Origin of the sequence: Flavobacterium sp. ACN2 (genome assembly GCF_002303885.1) — a bacterium.
Lineage (GTDB): Bacteria > Bacteroidota > Bacteroidia > Flavobacteriales > Flavobacteriaceae > Flavobacterium.
This window is the reverse complement of record NZ_MRCM01000007.1, coordinates 39,191-53,550: the sequence shown is the minus strand read 5'-3', so window position 1 is coordinate 53,550 and position 14,360 is coordinate 39,191. Positions and strand designations below refer to the sequence as shown.

Below are 14,360 nucleotides of genomic sequence, written 5' to 3'. Positions count from 1 at the left end.
TTTCTATATCTTTAAAATATTAATTAGCTCTTTGAAATTGGTAAACCACATCTTTTACCTGACCTCCCACATTGATATTATCAACTAACTGAAAAGAACTTTCAGTTACACCTGCAACTTTTAGCAAATAACCATCTCTAACTTTCTTCGCTTTCTCACCTGCATTAAGAATTTTCAACACAAACAAACCTTGATTGTTGATACTCCATACAATTGGCGAAGAAAATCCAGTACAACTTGGCGAAGTCAAAGCCATTGTTCCTTTATTATTATTCGAAATAAAGCTCCAAGTACTTCCAATAAAACATTTTGAATCTGCAAGATCAAATGAATTTACTTTGATATAATCAGAACCTGGGTAAGAAACATTGGTAAGTACCCAATTCCCTTTTAACGCTACTTGAGTCGATTTGTCAAGTTTTGTTGAAAGCGTAGTTGCTTCAGAAGATGAAGCTGTTGACGAAGCTGACTTACACGCAAAAAACATAGCGGCAATCAAGCATATAAAAATACTCTTCTTCATTTTGTACAATTTTTTTTAGATTAATACTTGCCTTTTTAACAATTATTGTACCACAAATATACGATTCATAAAGATATTTTTCGTTTTAGAATCTATTTATTTTCTTTCAGAATTAACATTTCCGACATTTTGTCACCCAAAATACAATTGGTATTTTATTTGAACGAATGAAAATCATCAAATTAAATCAAAAATTAAAAAATATGGCAACAGGTAAAATTAATGTTTCAGTAGAAAACATTTTTCCTTTAATTAAAAAGTTCTTATACAGCGACCACGAAATTTTCTTACGCGAGCTTGTTTCTAATGGTACTGATGCTACTTTAAAATTAAAACATCTTATTAGCATTGGTGAAGCTAAAGTAGAATACGGAAACCCAATTATTGAAGTAAAAGTCGATAAAGAAGGTAAAAAAATCCACATTATCGATCAAGGTTTAGGGATGACTGGTGATGAAGTTGAAAAATACATCAATCAGGTAGCTTTTTCTGGAGCTGAGGAATTTTTGGACAAATACAAAGACTCTGCTAAAGATTCTGGAATTATCGGACATTTTGGACTTGGTTTCTACTCTGCTTTTATGGTAGCTGAAAAAGTTGAAATCATTACAAAATCATACAAAGATGAGCCAGCGGCACATTGGACATGTGACGGAAGTCCTGAATTTACTTTAGAGCCAGCTGACAAAACTTCACGCGGAACAGAAATCATTCTTCATATTGCTGAAGATTCTCTTGAATTTTTAGATGATTCTAAAATTAGCGGTTTATTAAACAAATACAACAAGTTCATGCCTATTCCGATTAAATTCGGAACAAGAACTGAAACTCTTCCTAAACCAGAAGATGCTCCAGAAGACTACGTTAATGAAACGGTTGAAACTGACAACATCATTAACAATCCAAATCCAGCTTGGACAAAACAGCCTTCTGAATTATCTGATGAAGATTACAAAAGCTTCTACAGAGAATTGTATCCAATGCAGTTTGAAGAGCCATTATTCCACATTCATTTAAATGTAGATTATCCTTTTAACTTAACTGGTATTTTGTATTTCCCGAAATTGGGTAATGATATGCAAATCCAGAAAGACAAAATTCAGTTGTACCAAAACCAAGTTTACGTTACTGACAACGTAGAAGGAATTGTTCCTGAATTCTTGACAATGTTAAAAGGTGTTATCGATTCTCCAGATATTCCATTGAACGTTTCTCGTTCTGGTTTACAGGCAGATGGAGCTGTTAAGAAAATCTCAAACTACATTACTCGTAAAGTAGCAGATAAATTGAAAGCTCTATTTAACGAAAACCGTGCTGATTTTGAAGCAAAATGGAACGATATTAAAATCGTTTTAGAATACGGAATGCTTTCTGAAGAGAAATTCTACGAAAAAGCAGGTGCATTTGTTTTATATCCAACTGTAGATGACACTTACTTTACTTTAGAAGAATTAAAAGAAAAACTAAAAGAAAACCAAACTGATAAAGACGGCAAATTAGTAGTTCTTTACGCTGGAAATAAAGATGCTCAGCACTCTTACATTGAGGCAGCAAAAGACAAAGGCTATGAAGTATTGCTTTTAGATTCTCCTATTATTTCGCATTTAATCCAAAAAATCGAAAACGATAACAGCGGATTAACTTTTGTACGTGTTGACTCTGATCACATTGACAATTTAATCAAAAAAGAAGAAAACACTATTTCTAAACTTTCTGATGACGAAAAAGCAGCTTTAAAAACTTCTTTAGAAGCTTATATTCCAAAAGCATACAGCGTTCAATTGGAAGCTATGGATTCTCAAGCAGCTCCATTCATTATCACGCAACCAGAATTTATGCGTAGAATGAAAGAAATGAGCCAAACAGGTGGCGGCGGAATGTTCGGAATGGGTAATATGCCAGAAATGTACAATTTGGTTGTAAACACCAATTCTGATTTAGCTTCAAGTATTTTAAATACAGAAGACAAAACGCACCAAGAGCATTTAGTTAAGCAAGCTTTAGATTTAGCTAAATTATCTCAAAACCTATTAAAAGGAGAAGCGCTTACGGCTTTCGTAAAAAGAAGTTTCGAAATGATCAAATAAGCATTTAGATGCTATCTTAGTAAAAGCTGCCCAGTTTGGGCAGCTTTTTTTGTTTCTCATCCCTTCGACCATAATTTTTTCTTCAAAAATTCGTTATAAAGCGCTATAGATTACCACTAAATGATCTTTATTGCAATTCAAATTTTTTATTACATTTGACTGCCTTATTAATCTAATCCAAAACAAAAAGACCCTATGAAAAAAACTGCTATTTTACTAACAACCATTTGTGCAACAGCACTTTTATATGTTTCTTGCTCAAGCGACAATAACGACCCAGCCGTTTCAACAGACTTAACCAGCATTGGAGCATCAGTTGCCATTGACACTTCAAACGAAATGGATCTTAACACCAGTCTTTTAATCAGCACAAGCACTTCAACTTCTGGAAAACCCGCTGATACACCTCCTGGAATTTGCGCAACAATTACCATTACAACACCAAATGGAGGAGAATATCCTAAAGTCTTTTTAGCCGATTTTGGAACAGCAGGATGCAAAGACGGAAATAATCTTACGCGTAAAGGAAAACTAGAAGTAACGCTTTCGGGACCAATTACAGAAACTGGAAGCAAAATGACAATTAAAAGAATTGACTATTCTATAAAAGACATCAAATTAGAGGGAACTATTGAATACACAAACACTACAACTGTTGCTTCTACACCGCAATGGACCAGAAAAGTTACTAATGGAAAATTAACCGATTTACAAGGAGGCGTTTATACCAATTCGGGAACTTACACTACTAAACAAACTGCAGGTGCAGACACGCCTTTAATTTTATCTGACAATGTTTACGAAATTATCGATGGCACGCATACCGTAACATCTTCAAATGGTGTAGCACTTACTTTGACAGTAAAAGAACCACTAATTAAAAAATATTCTTGTTTATTTATCTCCAAAGGACAATTAAAAGTACAAGGAGGTATTTTAAACGGAGTTATAGATTACGGAAACAATGACTGCGATGCAACTTACACTTATACGCACGAAAATGGCACTTCGTTTATTTTGTCGATGTAAACCCTTTTCTTGCATTACTTTAGTATCCCAATTTAGAAATAAATTGGGATTTATTTTTTTTATAAAAAATAAAACATCACCCCCTATTTACATTTAAACTATTTTCTTTATTTTGCACCAAAATCTCAAAAACTAATGAAAAAAACACTAATTGCTTTTGTTACTCTTGCAGTATTAGCATCTTGTAGCAAAAAAGAATCAGCTGCTGATAACCTACACATCACAGGAAACATTAAAGGTTTAAAAACCGGAACTTTATATATCCAAAGAATTGTCGACACTTCTCTTGTTGCTATTGACAGCATCAAAATTGATGGAAACTCAGCTTTTGAAAGAGATATTAAATTAGAATCTCCAGAAATGCTCTATTTATATTTAGATCGAGGCGTAACAAACTCATTAGACAATAACATTTTGTTTTTTGCCGAGCCAGGAACTATCAATATCGACACCAATTTGGACAACTTCATCGCTGGTGCAAAAATTACTGGATCTAAAAACCAAGAATTATATGAGGAATACCAAAAAATCAATACTCGTTTTAGAGACGAAAACTTGTCTATGGTTGAATCAAAATTCAAAGCTTTAAAAAGACAAGATCAAAAAGCAATTGACAGCATTGACGCAAAACAACAGTCAAATATTAAAAGAAAATATTTATACGCTACAAACTTTGCCATAAACAATAAAGATCACGAAGTAGCACCTTATATTGCGTTAGCAGAGATTTACGATATCAATTTGAAATTTCTTGATACGATTCAAAAATCAATGACGCCAAAAGTAGCACAGTCACTTTATGGAAAGAAACTAACTAAGTATGTTGCTGAAGTTAAAAAAGCAGAACAAAATGCACCAGCAGCTGCAACAACTCCAGCTCCAGCTGAATAAAACATAAAAGCAACAATGAAAAACGTCCTGAATTATCAGGACGTTTTTTTTATGCTTAAATTCAACAAAAATCCCGCAAAGCATATAAATGCTATCGCAAGCGGTTTTCAATCTTTAAAACATAATTAAATCACCACAATGCAATACGTTTCATTTAATATGCTTCCTGTGGTTGAAACCGCGAGCTATATTTGAAAAACTTCCGTAAAGAAAACCACCAATCTTTGTCGAATTCCTAGTGTAACTTCTTCTTCGCCGAAAAATTGGCATTTGGAATTTTAGAATTGAAATTTTAAAAAATGGCATAAAAAAAACCACCACATTTCTGTGATGGTTTTTGAGCCGATAGAGGGACTCGAACCCACGACCTGCTGATTACAAATCAGCTGCTCTAGCCAGCTGAGCTACATCGGCCTATTTTGCGAGTGCAAAGATATAAATGTTTTTTAATATTCCAAAAAAAATTTCACACCTCTCTCTATAATTAAAAAAACCATTCGCCGAGGCGAATGGTTTCCGTTTTTTGAGCCGATAGAGGGACTCGAACCCACGACCTGCTGATTACAAATCAGCTGCTCTAGCCAGCTGAGCTACATCGGCGTCATTACGGGTGCAAATATAAAGCGGTTTTTCAATTTCCCAAAATAAATTTGCACTTTTTTACACTTTTTTTTGCTTATAATGCGTTGATTTTTTCAATCAATTGATTAGCAGTTTGTTCTAATTCAACATTGATTTGTTTGAAGTGTGCTTTTTTATTTTCAACGTTCTTAGCGTTCACTTTTGTAATCAAAGTATCGAATGCAGCGATAGCTTCATCGATTAAAGCATTCGTTTCTGGAGTAGGATTTCCTGTTGTAGACATCTCAAACAAGTAAACTGCCTCAATAATATCTCCTAATACAAAATTGATGTCTTTCTTTAAATTTTTAACGTTTGCCATTTTTATTATAATTTTAATTTGCGTCTGCAAAAGTACATATTATCTTTAGAATAAGTGCTAAGAAATGTAAATTTCTAAGATTGAAGCTTTTCCGCTCAAAACAAATGCATTTATCGCAGCTGGAACCAAGACAGTATCTCCTTTAATATAAGTATGTTTAAATCCGTCATATTCGATTTCGAAGCTTCCTTCAATACACATATAAACTGTAAATGTTTCTCCCGATTTCGAAACTTCTAATTTATTCTCTAATGGAAGGAAATTAGTTGTAAAATAAGGGCAATCAACTACAACATTTGATGTGTTGGCTTTTGAATCGTATTTCTTTTGTGTATCAACTTTATTGTAGTTTATAGCATCAAGAGCTAAATCTACATGCAATTCTCTTTTATTTCCTTGTGCATCTACACGATCAAAATCATATAATCTATAAGTAATATCAGATGTCTGCTGAATTTCGGCAACCACTAATCCAGCCCCAATTGCATGAACAGTTCCGGTTTCTAAAAAGAAAACATCTCCCGATTTTGCTTTCACATCATCCAAAATAGAAACTAAAGTATTATCGTTTAAATGTTTTAAGTATTCTTCTTTACTAGAATCTTCTTTAAAACCAACAATAATTCTAGCATCAGCATCGGCCTGCATTACGTACCACATTTCGGTTTTTCCGAATGAATTATGACGTTCTTTTGCCAATTTATCGTTTGGATGCACTTGAATAGAAAGATCTTCTCTTGCGTCTAGGTATTTAAAAAGCAATGGAAATTGTTTTCCAAATCTTTCATAAACTTTAGTTCCTAAAATTGCATCTGGCGTTTCCTCTATTAAATCCATTAAAGATTTTCCTTTTAAAACTCCATTTGCAACCACACTTACATCTCCTTGTACAGTAGATAATTCCCAGCTTTCGCCCGTAATTTTAGAAACAATTGGTTTGTTCAGAATTGTTTTTAGTTTTTCTCCTCCCCAGATTCTTTCTTTCAAAATCGGTTCAAATTGCAAAGGGTATAAATTTTGACTCATGTTTTAAGGCTAATATATTTGTTTAATTAATTCTATTTTGATACTATTTTGGTATTCTACGATACTAATTCCTGAACGGCTTCTAAGGCTTTCGGTATATGTTTAGCGGCATTTGCGCTATCAAATATCGAGATTACCAGTCCATTTTTATCAATTATATAGGTAATGCGTCCCGGAAGAAGTCCGAATAAAATATTACGGACACCAAAAAGTTTTCTTAATCTTTTATCCTGATCTGAAAGCAAAATAAAAGGTAATTTATGTTTAGTAGCAAATTTATGATGTGACTTTACACTATCGCTGCTAATACCAATTACCTCAGCTCCCAAATCTTTAAAATCTTCATATTGATCCCGAAAACTGCAAGCTTCGGTTGTACATCCTGGCGTATTATCTTTTGGGTAAAAATAAATCACCAGCGGTTTTCTTCCTAAAACGCTTTGGCTTTCAAAAAGTTCACCATTGTTGTCTTTCGCAGTAAAATTCGGAACTATATCTCCTATTTTTAATGACATTTTTTATTCTCCTTTATAAGTTACAAAATTTCGGTCCGTTTCGTTCAGCACCACTTCAAGATCAAAGTCGGCATGAATTCGTTGTCTAATTTTATTCCATATCACAACAGCAATATTTTCTGCAGTCGGATTCAAATCTGCAAATTCTGGAACATCCAGATTAAGATTTTTGTGATCAAACGGAATTTCTACTTCCTCTCGTATAATATCCGCTAATACTTTCACATCGAGAACAAAACCAGTTTCGGGGTCAATTTTTCCTGTAACACTTACTGTTAAACCATAATTGTGACCATGAAAGTTAGGATTATTGCATTTTCCAAAAACAGCATCGTTTTTTTCAAATGACCAATCCTTTCGATGCAGTCGATGTGCAGCATTAAAATGTGCTTTTCTTGATATGGTTACTCTCATTATGCTTTTGGTTAGTTTGGCTATAATTTATGGTCTTCAAGATAATGATCAAATTCATCAAAAATTATCTTAAACCATACGGTATAAATTTCGGGCTGTTTTTCAATATCTGCTTTAACATCTTCAATACTCATCCATTTCCAGTCTTCTACTTCATCTGGATTTATGTTTGGTTCTTCATTATAATAGCCAATCATAACATGGTCTAGTTCGTGTTCTGTCAAACCATTATCAAAAGGCGCTTTATAAATAAAATGAAACAGCTCTTTCAATTCAGCTTTAAAACCCATTTCTTCAAACAACCTTCGGCTTCCCGCTTCAATATTTGTTTCTCCTTCTCTCTGATGACTGCAACAAGTGTTTGTCCAAAGCAATGGAGAATGATATTTATGATGAGCACGCTGCTGCAGCATAATTTCGTTTTTACTATTCAAAATAAAAACCGAAAAGGCACGGTGCAAAAGCGCTTTTTCATGTGCTTCTAATTTTGGCATTAAGCCAATCTGTTCATCGTTTTGATTAACTAGTATTACGTTTTCTTCTGTCATAAGGCTTCTTAAGCAAACAAAAATACGAAAAAAGAAATGGCTTAAAAATCCTAATTCCGTTTGGCAAAAGTTAAGCTTTTCATTCTATTTCTATTCTACTGATTTACAACGTTATATTTTACGCTAAATTTTAAAAGCAGTTAAAATTAAGACATAAAAACTACATTGCGTTGTTTTACGTAACTAATAAAAAGTTAAAACACACTTAAAAAAATCTCAATAATAACACCGTCTGTAATTTGAAGCTAGTTCTCAACGTATCTTTGATATACAGATTAATGCACCTAAGAACTTATGAAATCTAAAAACCTAATTTTCAGTCTTTGTTTTTTGATTCCGCTTTTTATTTTACAAGCCTGCGGACAAAACACAAAAAAACAAGCTTCAAAAACTGCAGCTATGGAAAATAAAATCAGCAAGCCCGGAAATCCTTATTATTCTAATACCGACAAAACAAAACTAAATGTAAGCAATGCCGAATGGAAAAAGGTTTTACCCGAAGATGTTTATGCCGTAATGCGTGAGGCTGATACCGAAAGACCTTTTACAGGAAAATATTGGAATACTGACGAAAAAGGAACTTATTATTGCGCTTCATGCGGTAATATGCTTTTTAGATCGACTGCAAAATTCTCAAGCAGCTGCGGATGGCCAAGCTTTTTTGAACAGGAAAACAAAAAAAGCATTGTTTTTAAAAATGATGATTCTCTAGGAATGGAAAGAATTGAAACGCTTTGCGGGCGATGTGGCGGACATTTAGGACACATATTTGACGATGGTCCCGAACCAACCGGAAAACGCTACTGCATGAATTCGATTGCTCTTGATTTTATTCCAGATACTAAATAAACTACAAATGAAAAATATACTTTTAATATGTTTTTTTGCGCTTTCGCTGAATGGCATTTCACAAAATAAAAAAGCGAATCTGGAAACCATTACACTTGGCGGAGGCTGTTATTGGTGCGTTGAAGCCGTTTACGAAAATCTTGACGGAGTAAAATCTGTTGTTTCTGGATTTTCTGGCGGAAAAGTCGCTAATCCAACTTACGAAGAAGTTTGCACAGGAGAAACAGGTCACGCCGAAGTGGTTCAGATTACTTACGACAAAACAGTCACTGATATTAACGAAATCTTCAAAGTCTTTTTTACCGTTCACGATCCGACAACTTTAAATCGTCAGGGAGCAGATGTTGGAACGCAATATCGTTCTGTTATTTTCTATAAAAACGAAGAACAGAAAAAAGCTGCACAAAGCATTATTGCCGAACTCAATAAAGCAAAAGTGTACAATAATCCAATTGTGACAAAAGTTGAACCATTTAAAGTTTTTTATAAAGCCGAAGATTATCATCAAAATTATTATTCAAACAATAAAAATCAACCGTATTGCAAAATGGTGATTCAGCCTAAAATAGAAAAGTTTGAAAAGGTTTTCAAAGATAAACTGAAAAAGAAATAAAGGGCATTTAACGATATTATAAAGACTGTCTTTTTGAGACAGTCTCTTTCTTTTTTCAAGCTTCGGAGAAGCGAAATATTTATAGCAAGAATGTTTTTCTCTGGAGGAGCGGCATATATTAGATTATTAAAAATATGTCGCTCCTCCGGAGCTTTTTTTATTTGTCTTATTGAAATTCTACAAATATTTCACCCGCTGGGGTTTGCTGACAAAATAATTCTATAAATTCTTCGATTTACTCAGCTTTTTTTCGTTTCTTAACCCTTGTAAACACTAGGTTTTTTTGTTTAATTGAAAAAATAATTGATTTTTTTTCCATTTTTTGTCCAATTCTGAAAGTTCGATTGTTATTAGGGTATAAACAATTAAAAATTATACATCATGGAAACTAGACTTAATTTATTCGAACAAGGTCAAAAAGCAGTTAGCACATTATTTGGAATTAGCGGTTACTTGAAAAAAGGAGCAATCGAAGCATCTCTTATGGAATTAATAAATTTCAGGATCTCTCAAATTAACAACTGCGGTTATTGTTTAGACATGCATTCAAAAGAAGCTTTAGCCGCTGGAGAAACAACACAACGTTTATTTGGATTAAGTGTTTGGAGAGAAGCTCCTTATTACACAAAAAGAGAAAGAGTTGCTCTTGCTCTAGCAGAAGCAGTAAATGCCTGCGATGTTCCTGACGAAATTTACGAAATTGCAAAAGCAGAATTTACAGAACAAGAATTAATCGATCTTACACTTGCAGTTGCAGCAATTAATGCTTGGAACCGCCTAAACATTACTTTTGCTAATACACCAGGAACTTATAGAGTGGGACAGTTTGGATAAACAATAATTGATTTTTATTCTCTAAAAACAATTAACTTTATACAACTCAAAAGCAAATTATTCAATTTAAAAACATAAAAAAATGAATGAGTTTTTATTGATTTTCAGAAGAGATTTTATAACAAAAGAGACACAACCGTCTCCAGAAGAATTGCAACAGCATTTTCAGCAATGGCAAAACTGGTTTGGAAGTTTGGCAGCACAAGATAAATTGGCAAGACCTTTACAAAAATGGGACGGTCAGGGAAAACTTGTAAATTCAAACAAAGGAATCACAGACGGACCTTTTGTTGAAATCAAAGAATCTATTGGCGGACTAATCATTATTAAAGCCAAAGATTACGATGAAGCTGCCGAAATCGCACAAGGATGTCCGGTTTTAAATTTTGGCGGAAATGTCGAAATTAGAATGGCTGTTTAGATTTTGAACTAACTTATATAAAAATGCCTTTGTATCTTTACTTAGGCATTTTTCCTTAAAATATGGAGCACAAAGAACTTATTCCCAATTTATTCAGAACCGAATATCAAAAAATAGTTTCAGTTCTCTGCAGCTTATTCGGAATTCAGCATATCGAAGTTGCAGAAGATATTGTAAGTGATACTTTCCTAACTGCTTCAGAAACCTGGGCCATTAAAGGAATTCCAGAAAATCCAAGTGCTTGGCTATATACTGTTGCCAAAAACAAAACCAAAAACTACCTGAAAAGAAACAATGTTTTTGAAACCAAAATAGTTACCGAAATAAAACACAATACTCCATTAAACAATCCTGAAATCGACATTGATTTATCTGATCAAAATATTGCTGATAGTCAGCTCGCGATGATTTTTACGGTTTGTAATCCCTGCAATTCAGAAGAAGCTCAAATTGCCCTTGCCTTAAATTTATTGTGCGGTTTTGGAATAAATGAAATCTCTGATGCTTTTTTATCTAATAAAGAAGTTATTTACAAAAGGATTAATCGTGCCAAAGAAAAACTGAAGGAAGAAAACATAAAAATTCAGCATCCTAACAATTCTGAAATAAAAGACAGAATACAGACAGTTCTCAAAACCATTTACCTACTTTATTCTGAAGGCTACTATTCTATTTCTCAAAATACCACTTTACGCAAAGATCTTTGTACCGAAGCAATGCGTTTGACTTATTTATTAATTCAAAATGAAAGCACAAATCTGCCTCAAACCAATGCTTTAATGGCGCTAATGTGTTTTCATTCTTCAAGGTTTGATGCGCGAACTGGTTTGAATGGTGAAATTATTTTATACGAGGATCAGGATCAATCACTCTGGAATCAGGGATTAATAGATAAAGGAACTTACTTTTTAAGTCAATCTTCAACTGGAAATACACTTTCAAAATACCACTTAGAAGCTGGAATTGCTTATTGGCACACTATCAAAAAAGAAACCATTGAGAAATGGCAAAATATTCTGGAACTCTACAACAATCTAATCATTTTAGAATATTCGCCAATTGTGGCTTTAAACAGAACTTACGCCTTATCTAAAGTAAAAGGCAAAGAAGAAGCAATCAAAGAAGCTGAAAAACTAAGTTTAACCGATAAACATTTTTATTATTCTCTACTAGGAAATCTATATTCTGAAATTGATATCAAAAAAGCATTACAGCATTTTGAAACCGCAATGCATTTAGCTAAAACTGCTTCCGACAAAAGCATTATCAGCAAAAACATTGAGCAATTGAAATTGAAAACAATTTAGCTTTTTTAAGCTCCAGAGGAGCAAAATATTTATAGCAAAGAATAAATGTGTTACAACATAAGCTCTGGAAGAGCGAAATATTTATAGCAAAATATAAATTATTACAACATAAAAGCTCTGGAAGAGCGACATATAAAAAAATATAAATATTTCATCCAACAAAAAAGCTGTCCTTTTGAGACAGCTTTCTTTTTTTATTTTGATTTTGAATACTATTGCTTAGCTACTTTTTTAAATCTCATTACAGGGATATCGCCCTGAATTAAATTTAGTTTCCCGTCTTTATCAATAGAATAACTTGTAATTTGTCTAATTTGTTTTAGAAATACTTGTTCACCACCACCTTCACAAAACATCATTGTAGTTGGTCCCTCTTGTCCAAAAGTTAAAGACTTTCCTTTTAAGGTATAGGATGCACTGTAACCATTACATCCGTTATTTCCATAAACTTTTGTTTCTTTCTGATCAAAAGTAAGCTGCGGTTTTTTATTCGGATATAATCCTTCAAAAGCAATTCTTGGTCCTGAGATATATTCTAACTCCCAAGTTGTTCCAAATAAATCACCTCCATTAGAAGCAGATTTTGATGCCGTACATGAAGCAAATAATAAAGTTAAAACTGAAAGGACTGCAAATGTGTATTTTTTCATAAAAGTGGATTTTAAAGATTTATAATTTGTTTTTTGAAGTCTAAAATAATTCTATAAAAATTCTTTTCTCAATATTCATGCCCAGTTACAGGTTTATTGAAATTTTTTTTTTGGCATAAACTATTATTTTTTGTCTCTAAGTTACTACAATTTATTTAAAGTTTTATGAGTCAAATGTTTAAAATAAAACAAGTGAGGATATTTTTTTTGTATTTTGCATCAATCAAAAACCAAAATCATCAATAAAAAACCAAAAAAATGAAACAAATTCTATTTTTGTTTGTATTTGCATTGACAGCACCGTTTGTTCATTCGCAAGAAAACCTTCCAACAGATTATCTCACAAAAGAATTTCATCAAGGACGCCGTGAAGCTTTTAGAGCTTTAATGCCTGCTAATTCTGTAGCAGTCATTTTTTCTTATCCCGAAAGAGTCTTTTCGAGAGATATTGACTATAATTATCATGCAAATCCTGACATGTATTATTTATCGGGATACAAAGAACCAGATGCAATATTATTAATTTTTAAAGAAGCGCAAGGAACCGAAAAATACAACGAAGTCCTTTTTGTTAGAGAAAGAAATGCAGCACACGAAATGTGGACAGGAAGACGCTTAGGAATTGAAGGCGCAAAATCTAAACTAGGCTTTACAACTGTTTATAACGGAAAAGATTTTAATGCCTTTGCCATTGATTTTGCAAAATTTGACAAAGTGATTTATGATAAATTTCCAACAGATGTAGCAGAAAACAATAATCCTGATAATTTATATGCATTATTAAAATCATTTAAAGCTAAAGCAGGAATTACGCAAGCAAATGAAACTTCAACAGATTTATTCAATAAAATTACCAGTTCTCTTCGTGAAATAAAAACTCCAGAAGAACTTGTTTTGATGCGTAAAACAGTAAAACTTTCTTGTATTGCGCACAACGAAGTGATGAAAGCTGTAGGCCCAGATATGAGCGAAAACGAAGCCGACGGAATTCATGCCTACATTCATAAACATTATGGAGCAGAAGGCGAAGGTTATGGACCAATTGTAGGAGCTGGAGCAAACGGATGTATCTTGCACTATTGGGAAAACAATGCCACAAAAATCGACAAGCAATTATTATTAATGGATGTTGGTTCTGAGTATCATGGCTATTCTGCAGACGTTACAAGAACAGTTCCTGCAAACGGAAAATTTACTGAAGAACAAAAAGCAATTTATCAAATTGTTTATGATGCTCAAGAAGCTGTTTTTAAAATCTGTAAAGAAGGAACTCCTCTTGTCGCTTTAAACGAAACTGCAAAAGATGTAATAGCAAAAGGTTTAATTAAATTAGGAATTATTACAGATCCGAAAGATGTAAAATTATATTATCCGCACTCATGCTCCCACTTTCTTGGTCTAGACGTTCACGACAAAGGAACTTACAATGGACCACAGACCCTTATAAAAGAAAACATGATACTTACTGTAGAACCTGGAATCTACATTCCGGCAAACAGCAAATGCGATAAAAAATGGTGGAATATCGGTGTTCGTATCGAAGATGATATTTTAATGCTTAAAGATTCATATGAAAACCTTTCTGCTGATTCTCCTAGAAAATGGCAAGATATCGAAGCTTTAGCTAAACAGAAAAGCACTTTTAATGATATGAAGTTTCCTAAGATCTAATTCGTTTTTTGGCCACAGATTAAAAGGATTATTAAGATT

Annotated in this window: 16 protein-coding genes and 2 tRNA genes; 9 read left to right on the top strand and 9 right to left on the bottom strand. The window is 33.1% G+C overall.

What is annotated here, in order from left to right; all coding sequences use genetic code 11:
- Positions 1-19: 19 nt before the first annotated feature.
- Complete coding sequence (locus BSF41_RS10135; protein WP_095929387.1) at positions 20-523, bottom strand: lipocalin family protein; 504 nt, start codon at positions 521-523, stop codon at positions 20-22.
- 203 nt (positions 524-726) lie between these two features.
- Here BSF41_RS10135 and htpG point away from each other — a divergent pair, with 203 nt between their 5' ends.
- From htpG to BSF41_RS10120, 3 genes are all read left to right on the top strand, one after another.
- Positions 727-2,610, top strand: coding sequence for a molecular chaperone HtpG (gene htpG, locus BSF41_RS10130; protein ID WP_095929560.1), 1,884 nt, complete (start codon positions 727-729; stop codon positions 2,608-2,610).
- Between the two features lie 195 nt (positions 2,611-2,805).
- Entirely contained in the window at positions 2,806-3,639 is an 834-nt protein-coding gene (locus BSF41_RS10125; RefSeq protein WP_095929386.1) for a hypothetical protein, read from the top strand.
- A 135-nt stretch (positions 3,640-3,774) separates the two neighbouring features.
- The gene (locus tag BSF41_RS10120) at positions 3,775-4,530 is read left to right on the top strand and encodes a DUF4369 domain-containing protein (RefSeq protein WP_095929385.1); all 756 of its coding nucleotides are present in this window, start codon (positions 3,775-3,777) and stop codon (positions 4,528-4,530) included.
- A 340-nt stretch (positions 4,531-4,870) separates the two neighbouring features.
- Here the strand turns inward: BSF41_RS10120 and BSF41_RS10115 are convergent.
- From BSF41_RS10115 to idi, 7 genes are all read right to left on the bottom strand, one after another.
- Positions 4,871-4,944: transfer RNA gene (locus BSF41_RS10115), tRNA-Thr, on the bottom strand.
- Between the two features lie 112 nt (positions 4,945-5,056).
- A tRNA-Thr gene (locus BSF41_RS10110) sits at positions 5,057-5,130 on the bottom strand.
- Positions 5,131-5,206: 76 nt separating this feature from the next.
- Entirely contained in the window at positions 5,207-5,473 is a 267-nt protein-coding gene (locus tag BSF41_RS10105) for a hypothetical protein (RefSeq protein ID WP_012022371.1), read from the bottom strand.
- A 57-nt stretch (positions 5,474-5,530) separates the two neighbouring features.
- On the bottom strand, positions 5,531-6,499 hold the full coding sequence (locus BSF41_RS10100; RefSeq protein ID WP_095929384.1) for a type I phosphomannose isomerase catalytic subunit: 969 nt from the start codon (positions 6,497-6,499) through the stop codon (positions 5,531-5,533).
- Between the two features lie 56 nt (positions 6,500-6,555).
- Positions 6,556-7,014, bottom strand: coding sequence for a peroxiredoxin (locus tag BSF41_RS10095; RefSeq protein ID WP_095929383.1), 459 nt, complete (start codon positions 7,012-7,014; stop codon positions 6,556-6,558).
- 3 nt (positions 7,015-7,017) lie between these two features.
- The gene (locus BSF41_RS10090) at positions 7,018-7,428 is read right to left on the bottom strand and encodes a 6-carboxytetrahydropterin synthase (protein WP_095929382.1); all 411 of its coding nucleotides are present in this window, start codon (positions 7,426-7,428) and stop codon (positions 7,018-7,020) included.
- Positions 7,429-7,448: 20 nt separating this feature from the next.
- Positions 7,449-7,976 carry an isopentenyl-diphosphate Delta-isomerase gene (idi, locus tag BSF41_RS10085; RefSeq protein ID WP_073408979.1) on the bottom strand — a complete coding sequence of 176 codons (528 nt, stop codon included), beginning with the start codon at positions 7,974-7,976 and terminating at the stop codon, positions 7,449-7,451.
- 294 nt (positions 7,977-8,270) lie between these two features.
- On the opposite strand from idi, the gene msrB reads away from it, so the two are divergent.
- The 5 genes from msrB (at position 8,271) to BSF41_RS10060 (ending at position 12,000) form a co-directional block, all read left to right on the top strand.
- Positions 8,271-8,825, top strand: a complete 555-nt coding sequence (msrB, locus tag BSF41_RS10080) for a peptide-methionine (R)-S-oxide reductase MsrB (protein WP_095929381.1) — start codon at positions 8,271-8,273, stop codon at positions 8,823-8,825.
- A gap of 7 nt (positions 8,826-8,832) precedes the next feature.
- Positions 8,833-9,438, top strand: a complete 606-nt coding sequence (gene msrA / locus BSF41_RS10075; RefSeq protein WP_172426881.1) for a peptide-methionine (S)-S-oxide reductase MsrA — start codon at positions 8,833-8,835, stop codon at positions 9,436-9,438.
- Between the two features lie 381 nt (positions 9,439-9,819).
- Positions 9,820-10,272, top strand: a complete 453-nt coding sequence (locus BSF41_RS10070) for a carboxymuconolactone decarboxylase family protein (protein WP_095929380.1) — start codon at positions 9,820-9,822, stop codon at positions 10,270-10,272.
- Between the two features lie 82 nt (positions 10,273-10,354).
- On the top strand, positions 10,355-10,693 hold the full coding sequence (locus BSF41_RS10065; RefSeq protein WP_095929379.1) for a YciI family protein: 339 nt from the start codon (positions 10,355-10,357) through the stop codon (positions 10,691-10,693).
- Between the two features lie 62 nt (positions 10,694-10,755).
- Positions 10,756-12,000: an RNA polymerase sigma factor gene (locus BSF41_RS10060; protein ID WP_095929378.1), complete on the top strand. Its 1,245-nt coding sequence runs from the start codon at positions 10,756-10,758 to the stop codon at positions 11,998-12,000.
- Between the two features lie 212 nt (positions 12,001-12,212).
- Here BSF41_RS10060 and BSF41_RS10055 read toward each other — a convergent pair whose 3' ends face one another.
- Entirely contained in the window at positions 12,213-12,650 is a 438-nt protein-coding gene (locus BSF41_RS10055) for an META domain-containing protein (RefSeq protein ID WP_095929377.1), read from the bottom strand.
- Between the two features lie 258 nt (positions 12,651-12,908).
- Between BSF41_RS10055 and BSF41_RS10050 the strand changes: the two genes are divergently transcribed.
- Entirely contained in the window at positions 12,909-14,321 is a 1,413-nt protein-coding gene (locus BSF41_RS10050; RefSeq protein ID WP_095929376.1) for an aminopeptidase P N-terminal domain-containing protein, read from the top strand.
- The last annotated feature ends 39 nt before the right edge of the window (positions 14,322-14,360 follow it).

Bases quoted from the DNA above. Each gene is read 5' to 3' on its own strand.
- BSF41_RS10135 (WP_095929387.1), bottom strand. From the start codon at position 523: ATGAAGAAGAGTATTTTTATATGCTTGATTGCCGCTATGTTTTTTGCG.
- htpG (WP_095929560.1), top strand. From the start codon at position 727: ATGGCAACAGGTAAAATTAATGTTTCAGTAGAAAACATTTTTCCTTTA.
- BSF41_RS10125 (WP_095929386.1), top strand. From the start codon at position 2,806: ATGAAAAAAACTGCTATTTTACTAACAACCATTTGTGCAACAGCACTT.
- BSF41_RS10120 (WP_095929385.1), top strand. From the start codon at position 3,775: ATGAAAAAAACACTAATTGCTTTTGTTACTCTTGCAGTATTAGCATCT.
- BSF41_RS10105 (WP_012022371.1), bottom strand. From the start codon at position 5,473: ATGGCAAACGTTAAAAATTTAAAGAAAGACATCAATTTTGTATTAGGA.
- BSF41_RS10100 (WP_095929384.1), bottom strand. From the start codon at position 6,499: ATGAGTCAAAATTTATACCCTTTGCAATTTGAACCGATTTTGAAAGAA.
- BSF41_RS10095 (WP_095929383.1), bottom strand. From the start codon at position 7,014: ATGTCATTAAAAATAGGAGATATAGTTCCGAATTTTACTGCGAAAGAC.
- BSF41_RS10090 (WP_095929382.1), bottom strand. From the start codon at position 7,428: ATGAGAGTAACCATATCAAGAAAAGCACATTTTAATGCTGCACATCGA.
- idi (WP_073408979.1), bottom strand. From the start codon at position 7,976: ATGACAGAAGAAAACGTAATACTAGTTAATCAAAACGATGAACAGATT.
- msrB (WP_095929381.1), top strand. From the start codon at position 8,271: ATGAAATCTAAAAACCTAATTTTCAGTCTTTGTTTTTTGATTCCGCTT.
- msrA (WP_172426881.1), top strand. From the start codon at position 8,833: ATGAAAAATATACTTTTAATATGTTTTTTTGCGCTTTCGCTGAATGGC.
- BSF41_RS10070 (WP_095929380.1), top strand. From the start codon at position 9,820: ATGGAAACTAGACTTAATTTATTCGAACAAGGTCAAAAAGCAGTTAGC.
- BSF41_RS10065 (WP_095929379.1), top strand. From the start codon at position 10,355: ATGAATGAGTTTTTATTGATTTTCAGAAGAGATTTTATAACAAAAGAG.
- BSF41_RS10060 (WP_095929378.1), top strand. From the start codon at position 10,756: ATGGAGCACAAAGAACTTATTCCCAATTTATTCAGAACCGAATATCAA.
- BSF41_RS10055 (WP_095929377.1), bottom strand. From the start codon at position 12,650: ATGAAAAAATACACATTTGCAGTCCTTTCAGTTTTAACTTTATTATTT.
- BSF41_RS10050 (WP_095929376.1), top strand. From the start codon at position 12,909: ATGAAACAAATTCTATTTTTGTTTGTATTTGCATTGACAGCACCGTTT.